Origin of the sequence: Winogradskya consettensis (assembly GCF_018332715.1) — a bacterium.
GTDB classification, from domain to species: Bacteria; Actinomycetota; Actinomycetes; order Mycobacteriales; family Micromonosporaceae; genus Actinoplanes; species Actinoplanes consettensis.
Map to the genome: position 1 here is coordinate 59,015 of NZ_BOQP01000024.1, position 18,602 is coordinate 77,616.

The window sequence follows — 18,602 nt, forward strand, 5'->3', positions numbered from 1 at the left end:
CGCAACGCTAACCGTTGTGAAAAGCTAACCGTTAGCGTTATGGTTCTCGGCATGACCACCACCGAGACCCCGCAGCAGACCCCCCAAGAGAAGAGCCCCGGAGAAAGGAGCCCCGCAGAGAAGCCCCTCCGGGAGGCGTGGGTGGCCCTCGCGGGGCTGTCCGCGGTGTTCCTGTTCGAGATGCTCGACAACTCGATCCTCAACGTCGCGCTGCCCACGATCGGCCGCGAGCTGCACGCCTCGACCTTCTCCCTGCAATGGGTGACCGGCGCCTACGCCGTCGTCTTCGGCGGGCTGATGCTCGCGTTCGGCGCGCTGGCCGACCGGTTCGGCCGGCGACGGATCATGCTCATCGGGCTGACCCTGCTCGGTGCCGCGAGCCTGGCGACCGCGTTCGTCACCACGGCGGAGCAGCTCATCGCCGTGCGCGCGGTGACGGGGGTCGCGGCGGCGATGACCACCCCGGGCTCGATCGCCCTCGCGTTCAGGCTCTTCCAGCAGGACAGCCTGCGGGTACGGGCGATGTCGCTGATCACCACCGTGGGGCTGGTCGGGCTCGCGGTCGGCCCGACGGCGGGCGGCTTCATCCTCGCCGTCGCCCCCTGGCAGGTGCTGCTGCTGGTCAACGTGCCGGTCGCGGTGCTCGCGTTCATCGGCATCCGCACCGGCATCGCCGCCGACGACCCGGCCGAGCTGCACCGCGACCCGATCGACATCCCCGGGGCGCTGCTCGGCACGGCGACCGTCGTGCTCGCGCTCATCGCCCCGACGCTGTTCGTGAACAAGAGCTCCGGGTCGTGGGCGGTCACCGCCGCCGCCGTCGTCGCGGCGCTGCTCTTCGTCCTGCGCGAACGGACGGCGCGCCACCCGATGCTCGACCTGAAACTCGTCGCCCGCCCGCTCGTCTCCGCCGGGCTGGCCTACAAGGCCGCGTCCGGGCTCGCGGTCGCCGGGCTCAGCTACATGGTGACGCTGCAGCTGCAGCTCGACTGGGGATGGCCGCCCGCCCTCGCGGCGATCGGCATGCTGTCCCAGGTCGTCGTCCTGGTCGCCGCCGGTCCGTTCGTCAGCAGGTTCGTGGACTGGGCCGGGCTCGACCGGGCCGCCTGGATGAGTGCCACGGCGGTCGTCGCCGGGCTCGCCGTCTACAGCACGCTGGGCCGGCTCGGATACGTCTGGGTCGCGCTCGCCCTCGCGCTGGTCGCCGCCGGCATCCGCGTGGTCGGCGTCGTCGCCGGCGTCAACGTGCTGCGCGGCCTCCCGGAGAACCGCACCTCGATCGGCGCGGCCCTCGTGGACACCGCCTCGGAGGTCACTACCGCGGCCGGCATCGCCGTCACCGGCACCATCCTGGCGGCACTGTTCACCGGCACGATCGCGTCCTCGCACTGGACCTCCCACCAGAGCACCCAGTTCGAGCACGCGATCACCATCGCGGGCTTCACCCTCACCGCCGTCGCCGCAGCCCTCGTATGCTGGGCCACCCTGCGCACCCGCTCCCACCGAGCCTGATCGGCCGGCCCATGCTCAGCTGCGTGAAGTCAGACCTGCCCATACCCGCCATCGACGTGGTAGTCGGCGCCGTTGACGTGGGAAGCGGCAGCCGAGGCGACGAACGCGATCACCGCGGCGGCCTCCTCCGCGGTGCCGGCCCGGGTCATCGGCGTCCCGGCGCCCATCCTCGAGAAGAACACCTTTCGCGCCTCGTCGTCCGGGACGAGCTGCGTGATGGCGGGCGTGTCCGTCGGGCCCGGACTCACCACGTTCACCCGGATCCGCCGCGGACTGAGCTCCAGAGCCCATGTACGGGCCAGCGCCCGGACCCCGGCCTTGGACGCCGCGTAGACGCTCTGCCCGCGCGACGCCTTATGGGCGGCCATCGACCCGACGAGCACCACCGCGCCCCCGTCGGCGAGCAACGGCAGCGCCTTCTGCACCGTCATGATCGTCCCGGCGATGTTGACGCCGAAGACGGTGGTGATGATCTCCGTGGTGATCGAGCCCAGCGGGGCGGGCACGATCGCCGCCGCGTTGGCGACGAGCACGTCCAACCGCCCGCTGCGCTCCCGTACCCGCGCGAAGAGCCGGTCGAGATCCTCGGCGGAGGCCGAGTCGGCCGGGACACCGACGACGTCACCGGGGATGCTCGCCGCCACCGCCACCCGGTCCGCGTCCCGGCCGGTGATGTAGACGGTGCCGCCGCCGTCGGCGATCTTCCGCGCGGTGGCGAGGCCGATACCGGCGCTGCCGCCGGTCACGACCGCGATCTTGCCGGAGAAGGTACCGCTCTGTCCGTTCATGCTTCTGAGCCTGCGCCGCCTCTGATACCGGTGCTGAGAGCCTGCTCATACCAGTACTGACAACACCCGGCTACCGGGTTACGGCTCGGGCACGATGGTGACGTGACAGCCACCGCACGCCGCAGTGAACTCGGCTCGTTCCTGCGCTCACGACGCGAACGGGTCACCCCCGGCCAGGTCGGCATGCCGCCCGGCCTCCGGCGGCGCACCCCGGGGCTGCGCCGCGAGGAGGTGGCCCAGCTCGCCGGGGTCGGCGTCACCTGGTACACCTGGCTCGAACAGGGCCGGCCGATCAACGCCAGCGCCCAGGTGCTCGCCGCGGTGGCCCGGACCCTGCGCCTCAGCGATGCCGAACGCGACCACCTCTACCGCCTGGCCGGGGTGCCCCAGCTCCGGTCCGGCGTCGAACCCGCGCCCGGCATCCCGGACGAGCTCCACGCCATCCTGCGGGCCCTCGACCCGCTGCCGGCCGTGCTGGTCAACGCCCGGACGGACGTTCTGGCCTGGAACCGGTCCTACGGCGCCGTGCACCACCACATGGTCAGCGCATCGGCCGCCGAGCGGAACACCCTCTGGTACCTCTTCACAGCACCGCCGGAGCACAGCCGCATCCTCAACCGCGACGAGCAGGCACCCGAGGTCGTGGCAGGGTTCCGCTACCGCTACAGCCAGCACCCGGACGATCCGCAATGGCGCGATCTCGTCGCCCGGCTGCACGACGCGAGCCCGCTGTTCGCCCGCTTGTGGGACACCGAGGACGTGGCCCCGCCCTCGCTGTGCGACAAGCACTACGATTTCCCGGAGATCGGGGAGCTCCGCCTGCGCTCCACCGGCATGGACCTGATCGGCCGGCCCGGCATCCGGCTCGTCGTCCACACCCCCGCCGACGACTGCAGCCGCGACCGGCTGGATCGGTTGAGAACCCGCCCTGTGGACGGGTAGGGCCGCGCAGGAGCAGGGCCGCGCAGGGGTGCTCAGGTCCAATGAGTACAGATACTCAGGAGCGGGCCTGCTACGTACGGAATGTTCGTCGCATGACGTTCATCGAATCCCCGCGGCGCCGGTTCCGCCATCGACGAGTGGCGACCGGCCGTGGACGCCGGGTCGTGGTCCGGGCCGCGCGGCGGATGGGTGTGATGAGTGCGGCCGATGCCGGGCGATCGCGCGATGCGGCGTACAAAATGATGACTCTGGGGTTGGCTCTGGTGTTTCTGCCGGTGGCGTTCGTGGTCGCCGGGCGGCGCGCTGCGCACGTGGGGTGCCGGTGGGCGCTGGCGTTCCGGTTTCCGGCCGAGCGGCTGGCCGGGCTGACCGCCGAGACCAGGGCGGCGCTCGAGGCGGCTCGGAGCAGGGCGTTGTGGCGCCACGGTGAGCTGATCGGGGTAACGTCCGGGCACCGGCCGGCTGAGCGGCAGGCCCGCATCTTCGCCGATGCGATCCGGCGCGAGGGTTCTCTCGAAGCGGCCCGGTTGCGGGCACTGCCTCCCGGCGAGTCACGGCACGTCGCGGGCACGGCGGTGGACGTGCGGCCCGTCGAGGGGGCGCGCTGGCTGGAGCGGTACGGCGCGCGCTACGGGCTGTACCGGATCTACGAGAACGAATGGTGGCACTTCGAGTATCGTCCGGGCGGCCGGCCTGTGCTGCTGCCGCATCCGGGCGTGACGCGGCGGCCGGCGAGGTCCACTGTCTACCGATCGAACAGGGTGCTGACGAATGCGACGTGACGGCGCCTGGCCGGTGGTCCTCGGCGGAATCGGCGGGGCGCTGCTGCTGACGGTGGAGGCTTCACCGGCATACGGCGGAGGGCTGCCACCGTTCTTCGGCGGGGTCGGCGCGGCGGGCTGGGGCGCGATCGTCACGACCGCGGCCGCGCTGTGCCTGCTGCGGTTCTGGCCCTACCTGCTCGGGGTCGCCGCGCTGCTCCAGCTCAGCGGGTCCCCCCACTATCTCCTCGCGATCATCGGCGTGCTGGCCTGCGCGCAGAGCCTGTTCCGCCGCGGAGCGCCCGGGTGGGGCGCGGCGGTTGCGGCCCTCAGCATCGGCTCCCGGCTGATGGGTACGGCGATGACGGGACCGGCGTGGCTGATACTGCACGCGTCGCTGCCCACCTGGCACCGCGTGCTCACCGTGGCCGCGCTGGCGCTGCTCGGACCGGTGCTCTGGCTGTACCGGCGTGGTGATGCGGACGCTGCCGGGCCGTGGGAGCGCGGGAAGTGGCCGTGGACCCGGGTACGCCTGGTCCTGGCCGGTGCGCTGGCGCTCGCGGTGCTGGTGCCGGTGGGCATGCTGACGACCGGGCGGATCGCGTACCTGCTGGGGGTCGACGCGTACGCGGTGGCCCGGCACGGCGCCGCGCAGGCCGCGCTGACCGGGGCGATCGTCCTGGTCACGGTTGTCGTTCTCGCCGCGATGGCCGGGCTGTGGTCCCTCGCCGGGGCGCTCACCGCGGCCACGGTGCAGGTGGCCGTGCTGGCACCCGCGATCCTCGCCCTGACCGCGCTGGCGTATTCCGACACCACGCGCTGGCTGAGCGTCCTCGCCGGTGCCGTGGCGGGCGCTGCCGCGGCCGCGAGCAGGTGGCGCATCCCGCTGGCCGCCGGGCTCACGGTGGTGGGGGCGACGACCATGCTCATCGCGTACGCCGCGACGACCGGCCATCCGGAGAAGCTCGCCACCCAGCGGCAGGCGATCCCTGCGGCCCTGCTCCTGATCGTGATCGCGGCCGCGGCAACGGCCACAGTGGGCACCACCGCCACCGTGCTGGCACCCCGCGGCGCCCTCCCGGCCGTCCTCGGCCCGGTGACCGGCGTGCTCGCCGGCGCCGCCGCGCAGACCGTCTCCGTGACCTACCTGCGCGACGGGCTGCCCACCTCGTCGTACCTGAACCCGGTCCTGCACCTCAACACCTCGGCGGTGCTGCTGCTCGTGGGCGGCTCGGCCCTCGGTGGCCTGGGGCTCGCCCAGCAGTTCGCGGCCCGGCGCGCCGAACGCCGGCACGCGGAGCAGATCCGCCGGGAAGCCGCCGACGCCGAGCGCGACCGGCTCGCCCGCCCGATCCACGACGGCGTGCTGCAGGTCCTCGCCCTGGTGCAGCGGCACGGCTCCGAGCTCGGGGGCTCCGGAGCCCAGCTGGCCGAGCTCGCCGGCGCGCAGGAGATCGCGTTGCGGAACCTGCTCACGGGCAGGACCGCTCAGCCGCGTACCGCCGATGCCGATCTGGGGTCTGCCCTGTCCGTGCTGGCCTCCGCGTCGATCGAGGTCGCCGCCCCGGCCGGCCCGGTCATGCTGCCCGCCGTGACCGTCACCGAGCTGACCGCCGCCGTGCAGGCCGCCCTGGACAACGTGCGCCGCCACGCCGGGGCCGGCACACACGTCTGGATCCTGCTGGAGGACGAGGGCAACGGCGTGCGGGTCTCGGTGCGCGACGACGGCGCCGGCTTCGCCCCCGACCGGCTGACCGAGGCCGCGGACAACGGCCGCCTAGGCGTCGCCCAATCCATGCGCGGCCGCATCACCGACCTCGGCGGCACCACCACGATCCACAGCCGCCCCGGCGAGGGCACCGAGGTCGAATTCTGGGTCCCCCGCAGGTAGAAGGTCAGACGGGGACGGTGTCGAGGGCCGCTACCGCGGCGCCGCGGGCGCCGGCCATGTCGAGGTCGGGGACCAGGGCGAACGTGGCTGCGGCGCGCTGCTCGCGGCGGAGCTGGGTGTGCTCGCGGACGGTGTCGAGGAACCACTGGCGGAAGTGGGGGGCGGCTTCCACGACGCCGCCGCCGAGGAAGTAGGCGGCCGGGTCGGTGAAGTTGGCGGCGATGGTGAAGAGTTTGCCGATCGCGCGGGCCTGCTGGCCGAAGACCGCGAGGGCGAGGGGGTCCTGCTTCTCGCCGTAGCCGCGCAGCAGCTTCGCGGCCCGGCCGAGCGGCTCGGCGGCGAGGGGGTGGTCCGGGAAACGGGTGAGCCAGTACGGCAGCAGGTTCTTCGCGATGCCGGTGAGCGACGCGATGCTCTCCACGTCGCCCTCGAAACCACAGTTGCACAGCGGGATCGGCTGGCCGTCCTCGAGGACGCCGTGCAGCGGGATCTGGACGTGGCCGAGCTCGCCGGCCATGCCCGCGGCGCCGCTGACGACCTTGCCGCTCTCGACGACGCCGCCGCCGAGGCCGGTGCCGACGATCGCCGCGACCGAGGAATTCTCCATCGCGGTGGTGCCGAAGTGGCGGTGGTGGGCGTAGAGGGCGGCGGCGTTGGCGTCGTTGGCGTAGACGACGGGCAGGCCGAGCCGGCTCTCCAGGGCGCCCCGGATGTCGAAGCCGTGCCACGACACCTGGGAGAAGTTGGTCGAGCCCTTGGACGAGATGACGCCGTCGGCGCTGGCCGGGCCGGGGGTGTCCAGGCCGACCGCGCGGACCAGGCTCAGCGGGGTGCTGGTCAGGTCGAGGATGCCGGTGAACGCGCGGGCCAGGGACTCGACCGCCGACTCCGGGCCCTCCTGCACCAGGCTGGGGTTCTCCACGAGCTGGTCGACCAGGAACTGCCCGGTCGCGTCCAGCACGGTCGCGTTGTTGCAGGTGCCGCCGTTGTCCAGACCCACCACGACCCAGGACGCGGGGGTCCGTACCGCATCGATGTGATCCACAGCATGAGCGTACGTCCGCGCGGCCTTCTAAGCGACGGGTGCGGGTGGATTGCGGGGCGTTAGCGTTGGGTTGCCGGTGCGACTCGTCCCCGCGTACGGGCCGAAGGGTCTGGCATGCAGACGACGACTCGCCGTGCCGTTCTCGGGGGTGCCACCGCCGTGGCCGCCGCGCTCCTGCTCGAGCCCGCCCCCGCCGGCGCCGCAGCTCCTGTGGTCGCGCCCGCCGCCGACCCGGTCTCGCACCTGCTGCGCCGGGCGACGTTCGGTCCCACCCCCGCCGCGCTCGCCGAGGCCACCCGCCTGGGCGCCGCGGGCTGGCTCGACCGCCAGCTCAACCCCGCCACGATCGCGGATGGAGACCTGGACGTGCTGCTCACGCGTCTGCCACTGGCAAATGCCGACATCGCGACGGTACGCGCGAAGCTCCCGAAATACTCCTGGGACGCCTTCGGTGACCTGGGCCGGGCAGCGGTGGCCCGGGCCATCTGGAGCAACCGTCAGCTGTTCGAGTCGGTGGCGGCGTTCTGGGCCAACCACCTGCACATCACGTCACCGTCCAGCGGGGTCTGGGACAACCGGCCCGACTACGACCGCTCGGTGACCCGCAAGCACACGTTCGGCCGCTACGCCGACATGCTCAAGGCGTCCGCCCGGCACCCGGCGATGCTCAACTACCTGGACAACAAGTCGTCGACCAGGGCCGCGCCGAACGAGAACTACGCGCGTGAGCTGATGGAGCTGCACACGGTCGGCCTGATCTACTCCGAGGCGGACGTGAAGGCTGCGGCGCGGCTGCTCAGCGGTCTGACGGTCACCGCGGACGGGCTCTACACGTACGACGCGTCGAAGCACGCCACCGGCGCCGTCACGATCCTCGGCTTCAGCCACGCCAACGCCACGGCCGAGGGTGGCGAGGCGGCGTCCCTCGCGTTCCTCGACCACCTCGCGACCCACCCGGCCACCGCGCAGCGTCTCGCCACCAAGCTCTGCCTGCGCTACGTCGCCGACGAGGCACCCGCGTCCCTGGTCACCAAGCTCGCCAAGGTCTACCTGGACAACGGCACAGCGATCACTCCCGTCCTCAGAGCACTGTTCCTGTCCCCCGAGTTCGCGGCTTCGACCGGCCGCAAGCTGCGCACGCCGTTCGAGGACCTGACCGCGACCGTCCGCGCGCTGGGCCTCAAGCCGGACACCGCCGGCATCGAGGGTCTCAACGCCCTCTACAACAACGCCGTCAACGCGGGCAACGCGCCGTTCCGGTGGAGCCCGCCGAACGGCTTCCCCGACGTGGCACAGGCGTGGGCGTCGCCGTCCGCGTACCTCATCCGCTGCAACAACCACCTGAACCTCGCCGCCGGCTGGTACCCCAAGCAGCTCACCCGCCCCGCTGACCTGCTGAAGTACCTGGTGCCCGTGCTGCCCGCCACGTACGGCGCGCTGGTCGACGCCATGAGCGTCAGCCTCGCCGGCACCCGGCTCCCGGCCGAGCACACCGCCGCGGTGCTCAGCGTCGTGGGCAAGCTGCCGACCAGTCCTGTGACCGGCACCGACACGTCGCTCGAGGGGCAGGTGCCGTACCTGGCCGCCCTGATCCTCGACGCACCGACCTTCCAGCTGAGGTGACCATCGTGCACTCCTGTAGCGGATTCTCCCGCCGCGGCCTGCTGGCCGCGGGCGGCACGGCAGCCCTGACCGGCCTGGTGGGCGAGGGCCTCTCCACCCGCCTCGCGTACGCGTCCGGCACGTACACCGGCGACACGCTCGTCGTCCTGTCGCTGCGCGGCGGCTTCGACGGCCTCTCGGCGATCGCCCCGATCGGCGACCCGGAGTACTACAGGGCCCGCCCGGGAATCGCGCTGCCCAAGACCCAGGCGATCGCCGGCGACACGATGTTCGGCCTGCACCCGGGCCTGTCCCCGCTGCTGCCGATGTGGAAGAACGGCCAGCTCGCCGCCGTCCACGCGGTCGGCCAGCCCAACCCCAGCCGCTCCCACTTCGACGCCATGGAGGAGATGGAACGCGCCGCCGCGGGCACCTCCGTCCGCACCGGCTGGCTGGACCGCATGCTCGGCCTGACCGGAGCCACCGGACCGCTGGCCGGCGTCTCGCTCGGCACCGCGATGCCCAACCGCCTGCTGACCGGCCCCGCCGTGGACGTCTCCATGAGGTCGATCGACACGTTCACCCTCTCCGGCGAGGGCGAGAACCGCCCGGTGGCCGCGGCCCTGCGAGCCATGTACGCCTCCGCACCCCCACTGCTGTCCGGCCCGGCCCTCGCCGCCGACGCCGCCCTGACCGCCACGACGTCACTGCGTGCGAACGCGTACACGCCGGCCAACGGGTCCGCGTACCCGAAGACTGCCCTGGGTGACGCCCTGCGCGACGTCGCCCGCCTGATCAAGGCCAACGCCGGCCTGACCGTCGCCGCCGTCGACTCCGGCGACTGGGACATGCACGAGGGCCTGGGCACCGCGGTCAAGGGCCAGCGCATGTACGACACCCTCTACGACGTCTCCCTCGCCCTGGCCGCCTTCGCCGCCGACCTCGGCCCGGCCAGCATGAAGAACGTCACGGTCGTCACGGTCAGCGAATTCGGCCGCCGCGTCGCGGAGAACGCCTCCCGCGGGGTCGACCACGGCCACGGCAACGCGATGCTGGTGATGGGCGGCGGCATCCGCGGCGGCAAGGTCTACACGAAATGGCCGACCCTGGCGCCCGCCGCCCTCGCCGACGGCGACCTGGCAGCGACCACCGACTACCGCTCGGTCATCGGCGAGATCCTCCAGAAACGCTGCGGCATCGGCAGCCTGTCAGCCATCTTCCCGGAGATCAGCCCGTCCTCGTTCGGCCTGGCCATCGCCCGCTGACCGGATCGCCGCGGCGGTCAGCAGGGTGGCTCGTACGGCAATCCGGGAATGTCGCGTTCCCATTGGGCGCGGGTAATGCGTTCGCCGCTGCCCGCGCAGAGCGCCCGGGAGTTGATGCCGGGATCCAGCTCCCAGACATCGGCCAGACCGTGCTCCATCGCGGCGACCAAGGTGTGATCGTCACCGGCGAACGCCAGCGACCTGCCGGCACCCGGGCCGATGTGGACGACGCCCTCGAGGGTCACCGTCCGTGCCGCGATCCGGTAGTAGCGCAGCGTCCTGTCCCGCCCGATGGTGGCCACCCGGGCACCGTCGGGGCTCATCGCGACCTCGTAGACGTCGCCGGTGTCCTGCATTGTCGCGAGCACCTGCAGCTCGCCGTCGCCGAGCCGCCAGACCCTGACGGTGCCGGCCCGGTCGGCGGCGGCCATCAGGCGTCCCCCGCGATCCGTGGCGAGATCGAGCAGGGAGTAGCCGCCGGCGCACCGGGCGCCGGTGTCGTCCCGGGTGAACGTCCCGCCCGCGCAGACCGGCGCGATCAGCTCGGCCCGTGCCGGATCGGAAACGTCCCAGAGCTCGGCCGCCGGGCTGTTCAGCCCGCCGGAGACCAGTACCGGGCCACCGCCCGGGGGATGCAGCACGTCCAGGTTGGTCACACTGCCGTAGTGGGCGACGATCGTGCCGAGCGGCGCGCCACCGGACGGCCCGGTGGTGTCGACCAGCGTGATCTGACGGCTCGAGTCACCGATCGCCAGGACATGGTCGTCGACGAACGCAACCGACCACGCAGCGCACTCCTTGCCCTCGACACAGACGTCGGGAAGGCCTGCGATCGTCCACTCCCCCGACTTCGCCGGGCGGCCGGGGTCTTTCGTATCGACAGTGACCAGCCTGTTGCCCGAGAGGATGGCGAGTCGTGAACCGTCCGGGTTGAAGGCCAGAACCTCGACGGAGGCTCCCGCGGGCAACGACCCGAGCGGCAGCGGCGGCCCCTCCTGCCGGACGTCCCACAGCGCCAGGGTGTCCCCGCTCACCGAGGCCAGCACGTTCTCGTGAACCGCGATGGTCCCGCCCGGACGCGCGGAGACGGCACCCGGCTGGCGGCCGTCCGCGAGCTGCCAGATCCGCAGCGTGCTGTCGTCCTGCCGCCCGGCGCCGCCCGGGCCGGTGTTGGTGCCCGGGGACAGCATCATCAACTGCCGGCCGCTAGGGCTGAACCCGAACGCGTCGGTGTTGTTCGCATCGAACTCAGGGACCAGGAACGTCGCCACGAGAGGGGGTACGTCGTCGTCCAGGCCGTTGTTCCAGACCTGGACATTGCCGTCCTCGGTCACCGCCGCCAATTGTCCCTGCGGACCGGTTGCCGCCTCGAGGACCTGCGCACCCGGGTCGGCGACCGGCAGCGCGGCAGGGGACGCCACCGCACCGGTGGGCCCGACCCGCCAGCGCCGCGCCGGGGACTCCCGGCCACCGCTCAACGCCCAGCCGCCCTCCGGGGCGTAGGCGAAGCTCTGCACGTCGCCGAGGGCGGGAACGAGCGGGAGAACCCGTGGCTTCGCCGGATCGGACACGTCGACGAAGGCTGGGCCGCGGCTGACGTCCGAGAACACGAGCCGCCTGGCACCGGGCGCGAAGGCGAGCCTGCTGTAACTGCGCTCCTCGAGCATCGGCAGGGCCGTCGCCGACAGGAGGCGAGGTGCCGCGGGATCAGCGACGTCCCACATCCGGAGCTCGTGCTTCCAGTCGACGGTCGCCACCAGTCCGGCGGCACCGGTCGCCAGCAGGTCGACGACGTCGCGGTGACCGGCGAGCGAAGGAAGCTCCCGGGGATGCGACGGGTCCTGGACGTCCCAGATCCGGACGGCGGTGTCGTAACCGGCCGCGATCCGGCGTCGCTCGCCGGGAAGGAACACGATGCCCTGACTGATCCCGTGCCCGAGCGGGATCGTGCCGGCCTCGGTCAGGCTCTTCGTGCCGAGCAGCCGGATGACGCCGTCGGTGGCCGGATGGGTGGTGCCGAGCGTCGTGTATTCGTCGTTGCCGCTGCGGGCCAGGGCCAGGACCCCGCCGTCGGTGCTGAACGCGGCGAGTTCCGCGTCGACCCGCACCTCCTGCGGGATGGACCGGCCGGCGGCCAGGGCACCGGCGACCTGCGGTGTACGGCTGATCCTGCTCGCCGCGGCGAGCATCTGCCGGGCCAGCCCGGGCTGGGTATCGGTGATCGTCGCCGCCTCGGCGACGAGCTGGTTGGCCAGCGCGGTGTCGCGTTGCCGGACGGCCTCGCCACGGGCCCGGAAGGCGACGACGGCCAGTGCCGACGCGACGAGTGCCAGCGTGGTGACCAGCGCCGTCGCGCCGAGCGCGGCACGCAGCGTGCGCCGCTGCTGCCGGAGGTGCTCACCGACGAGCGTGTCCTTGTCGACCCCCTGGATCGGGGCGGCGAAATCCGCCACCACGTCGCCGATCCGGCGCCTGCGTCCCGCGCCGGACTCCACCGGCCCACGCACCGTACGCAGGTCGGTCCACAGAGGCACATGCCGCAGCGCAGCCACCAGATCGGGCGGGAGCGCATCGGTCAACTCGGGGTCGATCCGCTGGTTGTCCACGGTGGTGGCGATCCGGCCGTCGGTCAGCGCGATGAGCACCCGGGTCGCCGCCGGGTCCTTGGCGAGCCAGAGGCCGACCTCCTGGCGGACCCAGGACGACGCCGCCGAGTCGGGTGACGCCATGAGCAGCAGCCAGTGGGACGCGTTGATCGCCTCGACGAGCTGCTGCGGCAGGCTGGGCGCGGCCGGCAGATTGGTGGCGTCCCGGAAGACGCGCAGGGGCCGGCGGCGTGCCCCGGCCGGCGCCGTCGGGAAGACGGGCTGATGCCGGTAGAAGGGCACGCCGAAGCGGCGGATCTCGCGCTGCAGGGTCGCGGCCAGTTCCTGGTCACGCCGATGCGCGTACGAGATGAAGACGTGGAACCGGGTGTCGTCCGGCATAGCACCGCCGGGCTCGGGAGGCATCGAGCCAACCAACCATGTGCCGGCCATGGAACACGTCGGAGAATCGCATTCCCGACAGGATGGTTCCTGCTGGGTGACGTCGGCCCAGCGTTCGCGGACGCGTTCGAGGCCGTTCTGGCGCCGGTTCACGCGCGGGGGACCGTGACGGACCGCTCAGCGCAGCCGTCGCACCTGCTGGCGCCAGTGCCGGGCGGCTTCGGGGTCGCCGGCTTCCTCTTCGAGTTTGGCGAGGCCGAGCATGACCGACATGGCGACATCGGAGTGGCCGGTGCCCAGGGCGCGGTGGTACCAGTAGCGGGCGAGGTCCCATTCCATGTCCTCGCGGTCGAGGTCGCCGAGGGCCTTCATGGCGGGTGGGGCGCTTTCCGGGTGGTCGGTGTCGACCGTGCGGCGCCACCAGCCGCGGGCGGCCTTGGTGTCGCCCTCGTCGAGGGTCATGCTGCCCAGCAGGAGCATCACGGGGGCCAGGGCGGGGTCGCCGGTGGCGGCGAGTTCGGCGCACCACTTACGGCTGTCCGAAACTTCCCCCCTGTCGTACGCGCTGAGCGCCACCCGTAGCCGCGTCGCACCGTCCAATGTGTCGCAGGCGTGGCGCCAGACGGCGTCGCAGATGCTGCCCTCGGTGACCACGGCGAGCAGCGGGTGCGGGCGCAGGTGGCCGCCGGGAAGCTCCTCGACGAGGCGGGTGGAGCGGGCCCAGGAGAGGTCGGGGGTGGCGCCGTGCAGGCGGCGGAGCAGGCCGCGGTCGAGGCGGCCGGGCATACCGATGCGGCCCCAGTCGGTGATGATCCGGAGCACGGCGCGCTGCTCGATGGTGGCCGCGGTGAGGGCTTCGGCGACCCGGTCACGCTCACCGACCCCTTGACGGGTACGCCCGGACGCCGCGACGATCTCCGCGTGCTGGGAGAGCGCGCTGGTCACGGGGGCGGGGACGTGGGAGCCGGTGACGACTTCCGTGTCGGCGGTGGCGCAGATGCGCAGGCCCTCGGGCAGGGTGCTGAGCAGCCGGGCGTCGATCTGTTCGAGCAGGCCGGGAGTGAGCGCGTCGAGCCAGAGCACCGCCCGGTCGCCGTGGCGCAGCCGGCGGGCCGCCGCCGCGACGAAATGGCTCAGCGGGACACCGGGGTCGGGGATCGGCACGAGCAGCACGTGGTCGGGCAGGTGGCGGCGGGCGGCTTCGGCGAGGGCGCGGCTGGATCCGGCGAGCCGGCCGCTGTGCACCAGCGTCAGGGGGCGGCGGCTGCGCAGTGCGCGGGTGATGTCGTTGTCGTAGTCGCGGGGCTGGTAGTCACCGCCGCCGTCGTGCACGCCGAAGGCGCTGAGCGGTGCCTTCGCCACAGCAGTGGGCGGGGGCCGCCACACTTGCCGCCTCTTGAACATCGTCGGCCCGCCGTCCTCGAAAGATCAATGAGGTTACCGATCGGCGGCCTCGCCAGTGACGCAGCGACCCCACGACGCAGCGACCCAGTTACGCAGCGACGTCGTGGGCCACGTGCGGGCACGTTACAGCCCGGGTACAGACGTGTTACCGGCCTTCGTTCGATCTGGCTCAATCTACTCTTCATAAAGCTTTCGGCAATACGTGTGAACGACAGGAAAGGGCGGCGGCCGCGTAAGCAGCCACCGCCCTTTATCCCCTATCACCCTCCCGCCGCGGGTTCCGCCTCACCAAGCGGGTCCGCGGCGTGAGTCAGGTCCGCGCCGGCACCGTCTCATCTCCCGATACCGGCGCGGAGACTTCGATCAGCGGGAGGCACCCGCCCGGCGCTTCGACCACACGTCGAACGCGACCGCGGCGAGCAGGACCGCGCCCTTGACGAGCATGACCTGCTCGCTCGGGGCACCGATCAGGCTCATGCCGTTGTTGATGACACCCATGATCAGGCCACCGGTGATGGCGCCGACGACCTTGCCGACACCGCCCTGGACCGCCGCGCCGCCGATGAAGGCCGCCGCGATCGCGTCGAGCTCGAACGAGTTGCCCGCCGTCGGGTTCGCCTGGTTGAGGCGGCCCGCGAAGACGATGCCGGCGACGGCCGCGAGCACGCCCATGTTGACGAACAGCCAGAAGACGACGCCCTTGACCTTGACGCCGGACAGCGTCGCGGCCTGCAGGTTGCCACCGACCGCGTAGATCTGGCGGCCGAAGACCGCCCGGTTGGTGACCACGGAGTAGCCGATGACCAGAATGGCCAGCAGCACCAGGACCCACGGGAGGTTGCGGAACCGGGCGAGCTGGATGATCACGGCCATGACGACCACCGCGGCGATGACGATCTTCGCGATGAACATCCCGAACGGCTCGACGACCTGCAGGTACTTCTGGCGCCCGGCGCGGGTGCGCCACTGGCTCCAGAAGATGGCGCCGACCACGAGCAGGCCCACGATGATGCTGAACAGGTCGGCGCCGCCGAGGCTGCCGAGCCCGATGTTGCCGAGGTAGCCGCCGGTGAAGCCGTTGGTCAGGGTGCGGACCTCGTCCGGGAACGGGCCGATGCCCCGGTTGCCCAGGATCATCAGGGTGACCGCGCGGAACAGCAGCATGCCGGCGAGCGTGACGATGAAGGCCGGGATCCCGAAGTACGCGATCCAGTAGCCCTGCCACGCGCCGATCAGACCACCGAAGACCAGCGTCACCAGCAGCGCGATCGGCCACGGGACGTCCCAGTTGACCATCATGACGGCCGCGAAGGCGCCGGTCGCTGCGACCACGGAACCGACCGACAGGTCGATGTGGCCGGCGATGATGATCAGGATCATCCCGATCGCCAGGATCAGGATGTAGGAGTTCTGGATGATGATGTTGCTGATGTTCTGCGGTGCGAGCAGGTCGCCGCCCGTGAGGATGGCGAACAGCACCACGATCAGCGCGAACGCGATGTAGATGCCGCTCTCGCGCAGATTGATGTTGAACTTGCGCGGGGAGTTACCCGGTTCGGAGGCCGAAGGCGTGCCGAGCGCGAGGTCCGCGTTGGTTGGTGCCACGCTGGTCACCGCGCGACCTCCGTTCCGTGGGTCGTCATCAGGGTCATCAGACCCTCCTGGGTGGCGTCGGCGCGGTTCACCTCTCCGGTGATCCGGCCTTCCGCCAGGGTGTAGATCCGGTCGCAGAGGCCGAGCAGCTCGGGCAGCTCGCTGGAGATGACCAGCACGCCCTTACCCTCGTCGGCGAGCCGGTTGATGATCGTGTAGATCTCGTACTTCGCGCCGACGTCGATGCCGCGGGTCGGCTCGTCGAGGATCAGCACCTCGGGATCCGTGAAGATCCACTTCGACAGCACAACCTTCTGCTGGTTGCCGCCGGAGAGCTTCCCGACGATGCTGCCGACGCTGGGCGCCTTGATGTTCATCGACGAGCGGTACTCGTTGGCGACCTTGAATTCCTCGTTGTCGTCGACCCAGCCGCCCTTGGCGAGTTTCTTCAGGCCCGCCGCGGAGACGTTGCGCTTGATGTCCTCGATGAGGTTCAGGCCGTACCGCTTGCGGTCCTCCGTGGCGTACGCGATGCCGTGCTTGATCGCGTCCTGGACCGACTTGAGGTGGACCTCTCTGCCGTCCCGGAAGACCTTGCCGGAGATGTCGACGCCGTACGAGCGGCCGAAGACGCTCATCGCCAGCTCCGTGCGCCCGGCGCCCATCAGCCCCGCGAGGCCGACGATCTCGCCACGGCGCACGTTGAGGCTGGCGTTACGCACGACGACCCGCCCGTGCTGGGTGGGGCTGTGCACCGTCCAGTCCTCGATGCGCAGCACCTCCTCGCCGACGTGCGACTCGTGCGGCGGGAACCGGTTGTCCAGGTCGCGGCCGACCATGCCCGAGATGATCTTGTCCTCGGTGACCTCGTCCGCGACGAGGTCCATGGTCTTGATGGTGCGCCCGTCCCGGATGATCGTGACCCGGTCCGAGATCGCCATGACCTCGTTGAGCTTGTGCGAGATGATCACGCAGGTGATGCCCTCGTCACGCAGGCCGCGCAGCAGCGCGAGCAGGTGGTCCGAGTCCTCGTCGTTGAGCGCCGCGGTGGGCTCGTCGAGGATCAGGAGCCGGACCTGCTTGGAGATCGCCTTGGCGATCTCCACGAGCTGCTGCTTGCCGACGCCGAGATCGACCACCTGCGTGGTCGGGTTCTCGCGGAGGCCGACGCGGCGCAGGAGCTCCGCGGCGGCGGCGTTCGTCTTGTTCCAGTCGATCAACCCGCGGGTTGCCTGCTCGTTGCCGAGGAAGATGTTCTCCGCGATCGAGAGGTTGGGGGCGAGCGCCAGCTCCTGGTGGATGATGACGATGCCCTTGTGCTCGCTGTCGCGGATGCCGGCGAACCGGCACGGCTCGCCGTCGAAGAGAATCTCTCCGTCGTACGAGCCGTGCGGGTAAACGCCCGACAACACCTTCATCAGCGTGGACTTGCCGGCGCCGTTCTCCCCGCAGATCGCGTGGATCTCTCCGCGGCGCACGTCCAGCGTGACGTCCTGCAGGGCCTTGACGCCGGGGAACGTCTTGGTGATGTCCTGCATCCGAAGGATGGTGTCGGAGTCGGTCACTTCAGGTCGGCCTCGGTGTAGTAGCCGGTGTCGATGAGCTGAGCCTTGTAGTTCGACTTGTCGACGATGACCGAGTCGAGCAGCTGCGCCGGGACGACCTTGACACCGTTGTTGTAGTCGGTGGTGTTGTTGGTGGTCGGCGTCTTGCCCTGCAGGACCGCGTCGGCCATCTCGACCGTGGTCTTGGCCAGCGCGCGGGTGTCCTTGTAGATGGTGCTGTACTGCTCACCCTTGATGATCGACTTCACCGAGGCAGCCTCGGCGTCCTGACCGGTGACGATCGGGAACGGCTGCGCGGCGGTGCCGTAACCGTTGCTCTTCAGCGCGGAGAGGATACCGATCGAGAGACCGTCGTAGGGCGACAGCACGCCGGAGACCTTCGCGCCGCTGCGGTACGTCGAGGTCAGCAGGTTCTCCATGCGGTCCTGCGCGACCTTCGGCTGCCAGCGCAGCGTGGCGGCCTGCTTGAAGTCCTTCTGGCCGCTCTTGACGACGATGGTGCCCTTGTCGATGTACGGCTTGAGCACGCTCATCGCGCCGTTGAAGAAGAACGTCGCGTTGTTGTCGTCGGGCGAACCGGCGAAGAGCTCGACGTTGAACGGGCCCTTGGCGGTGCCCTCGGAGCCGTCCGCGTTGAGGACCTTGAGACCGGTCAGCAGCGAGGTGGCCTGCTGGACGCCGACCTTGTTGTTGTCGAACGTGGCGTAGTAGTCCACGTTCGGGCTGTTGCGGATCAGGCGGTCGTACGCGATGACCGGGATGTTCGCGGCCTTCGCGTTCTCCAGCTGCGTGGTGATCGCCGTGCCGTCGATCGACGCGATGATCAGCAGCTTGGCGCCCTTGGTGATCTGGTTGTCGAGCTGCTGCGTCTGGGTCGGGATGTCGTCCTCGGCGTACTGGAGGTCGACCTTGTAACCGAGCGCCTCGAGCTGCTTCTTGACGTTGTCGCCGTCACTGATCCACCGCTCGGAGGATCGGGTCGGCATCGTCACACCGATCAGGGCGCCCTTGTTGTCGGTGGCGCCACTGCTCTGGTCGACGGACTTCTCGCTGGAACCGCAGGCGGCCATGGCCGCCGCCAGCGTGGTGGCCATGGCCACCGACGCGAGCCGGGTGAACTTCATTGTTTCTCCCTGAAGGACTTTAAGGACTCTTGCGATCGGCACGCACGCACAAGTGAGATGACTATCACGCACGTCCGATCAGAAGTGAACACTTCTCGACACTGTTGTTAGCAGGGCGTTACT

13 protein-coding genes are annotated in these 18,602 nt (G+C 70.9%); 6 read left to right on the forward strand and 7 right to left on the reverse strand.

The genetic code is table 11. The features are described from left to right. Positions 1-51 precede the first annotated feature (51 nt). Positions 52-1,512 (forward strand): MFS transporter, encoded by a 1,461-nt coding sequence (locus tag Aco04nite_RS22790; protein WP_212999277.1) that lies wholly within the window; start codon positions 52-54, stop codon positions 1,510-1,512. A gap of 29 nt (positions 1,513-1,541) precedes the next feature. Here the strand turns inward: Aco04nite_RS22790 and Aco04nite_RS22795 are convergent, their stop codons facing one another. Beyond that, positions 1,542-2,300 (reverse strand): SDR family NAD(P)-dependent oxidoreductase, encoded by a 759-nt coding sequence (locus tag Aco04nite_RS22795; RefSeq protein WP_212999278.1) that lies wholly within the window; start codon positions 2,298-2,300, stop codon positions 1,542-1,544. 102 nt (positions 2,301-2,402) lie between these two features. On the opposite strand from Aco04nite_RS22795, the gene Aco04nite_RS22800 reads away from it, so the two are divergent. The 3 genes from Aco04nite_RS22800 (at position 2,403) to Aco04nite_RS49010 (ending at position 5,894) form a co-directional block, all read left to right on the forward strand. Continuing rightward, the gene (locus tag Aco04nite_RS22800; RefSeq protein WP_244876209.1) at positions 2,403-3,242 is read left to right on the forward strand and encodes a helix-turn-helix transcriptional regulator; all 840 of its coding nucleotides are present in this window, start codon (positions 2,403-2,405) and stop codon (positions 3,240-3,242) included. A gap of 92 nt (positions 3,243-3,334) precedes the next feature. Continuing rightward, positions 3,335-4,024 carry a D-alanyl-D-alanine carboxypeptidase family protein gene (locus Aco04nite_RS22805; RefSeq protein WP_212999279.1) on the forward strand — a complete coding sequence of 230 codons (690 nt, stop codon included), beginning with the start codon at positions 3,335-3,337 and terminating at the stop codon, positions 4,022-4,024. Then, the gene (locus Aco04nite_RS49010) at positions 4,014-5,894 is read left to right on the forward strand and encodes a sensor histidine kinase (protein WP_244876210.1); all 1,881 of its coding nucleotides are present in this window, start codon (positions 4,014-4,016) and stop codon (positions 5,892-5,894) included. Before Aco04nite_RS22805 ends, Aco04nite_RS49010 begins: the two co-directional genes overlap by 11 nt. Positions 5,895-5,898: 4 nt before the next feature. On the opposite strand, the gene Aco04nite_RS22815 is transcribed toward Aco04nite_RS49010, so the two are convergent. Further along, positions 5,899-6,939: an ROK family protein gene (locus Aco04nite_RS22815; protein ID WP_212999280.1), complete on the reverse strand. Its 1,041-nt coding sequence runs from the start codon at positions 6,937-6,939 to the stop codon at positions 5,899-5,901. A gap of 114 nt (positions 6,940-7,053) precedes the next feature. Between Aco04nite_RS22815 and Aco04nite_RS22820 the strand changes: the two genes are divergently transcribed. Continuing rightward, on the forward strand, positions 7,054-8,562 hold the full coding sequence (locus Aco04nite_RS22820; protein WP_212999281.1) for a DUF1800 domain-containing protein: 1,509 nt from the start codon (positions 7,054-7,056) through the stop codon (positions 8,560-8,562). A gap of 5 nt (positions 8,563-8,567) precedes the next feature. Then, positions 8,568-9,806: a DUF1501 domain-containing protein gene (locus Aco04nite_RS22825; protein WP_244876211.1), complete on the forward strand. Its 1,239-nt coding sequence runs from the start codon at positions 8,568-8,570 to the stop codon at positions 9,804-9,806. A gap of 17 nt (positions 9,807-9,823) precedes the next feature. On the opposite strand, the gene Aco04nite_RS22830 is transcribed toward Aco04nite_RS22825, so the two are convergent. The 5 genes from Aco04nite_RS22830 to chvE form a co-directional block, all read right to left on the reverse strand. Further along, positions 9,824-12,817, reverse strand: coding sequence for a toll/interleukin-1 receptor domain-containing protein (locus tag Aco04nite_RS22830; protein ID WP_212999283.1), 2,994 nt, complete (start codon positions 12,815-12,817; stop codon positions 9,824-9,826). 153 nt (positions 12,818-12,970) lie between these two features. Next, positions 12,971-14,179, reverse strand: a complete 1,209-nt coding sequence (locus Aco04nite_RS22835) for a hypothetical protein (RefSeq protein ID WP_212999284.1) — start codon at positions 14,177-14,179, stop codon at positions 12,971-12,973. Between the two features lie 381 nt (positions 14,180-14,560). Beyond that, positions 14,561-15,811, reverse strand: a complete 1,251-nt coding sequence (gene mmsB, locus Aco04nite_RS22840; protein ID WP_212999285.1) for a multiple monosaccharide ABC transporter permease — start codon at positions 15,809-15,811, stop codon at positions 14,561-14,563. Then, complete coding sequence (gene mmsA, locus Aco04nite_RS22845; RefSeq protein WP_212999286.1) at positions 15,808-17,328, reverse strand: multiple monosaccharide ABC transporter ATP-binding protein; 1,521 nt, start codon at positions 17,326-17,328, stop codon at positions 15,808-15,810. The genes mmsB and mmsA overlap by 4 nt, the downstream gene beginning before the upstream one ends. A gap of 23 nt (positions 17,329-17,351) precedes the next feature. Next, positions 17,352-18,479, reverse strand: coding sequence for a multiple monosaccharide ABC transporter substrate-binding protein (gene chvE / locus Aco04nite_RS22850; RefSeq protein ID WP_280519369.1), 1,128 nt, complete (start codon positions 18,477-18,479; stop codon positions 17,352-17,354). Between the last annotated feature and the right edge of the window lie 123 nt (positions 18,480-18,602).

Coding starts and splice junctions, on each gene's coding strand:
- Aco04nite_RS22790 (WP_212999277.1), top strand. CDS start 52: ATGACCACCACCGAGACCCCGCAGCAGACCCCCCAAGAGAAGAGCCCC.
- chvE (WP_280519369.1), bottom strand. CDS start 18,479: ATGAAGTTCACCCGGCTCGCGTCGGTGGCCATGGCCACCACGCTGGCG.
- Aco04nite_RS22820 (WP_212999281.1), top strand. CDS start 7,054: ATGCAGACGACGACTCGCCGTGCCGTTCTCGGGGGTGCCACCGCCGTG.
- Aco04nite_RS49010 (WP_244876210.1), top strand. CDS start 4,014: ATGCGACGTGACGGCGCCTGGCCGGTGGTCCTCGGCGGAATCGGCGGG.
- Aco04nite_RS22805 (WP_212999279.1), top strand. CDS start 3,335: ATGACGTTCATCGAATCCCCGCGGCGCCGGTTCCGCCATCGACGAGTG.
- Aco04nite_RS22830 (WP_212999283.1), bottom strand. CDS start 12,817: ATGCCTCCCGAGCCCGGCGGTGCTATGCCGGACGACACCCGGTTCCAC.
- Aco04nite_RS22795 (WP_212999278.1), bottom strand. CDS start 2,300: ATGAACGGACAGAGCGGTACCTTCTCCGGCAAGATCGCGGTCGTGACC.
- mmsA (WP_212999286.1), bottom strand. CDS start 17,328: ATGCAGGACATCACCAAGACGTTCCCCGGCGTCAAGGCCCTGCAGGAC.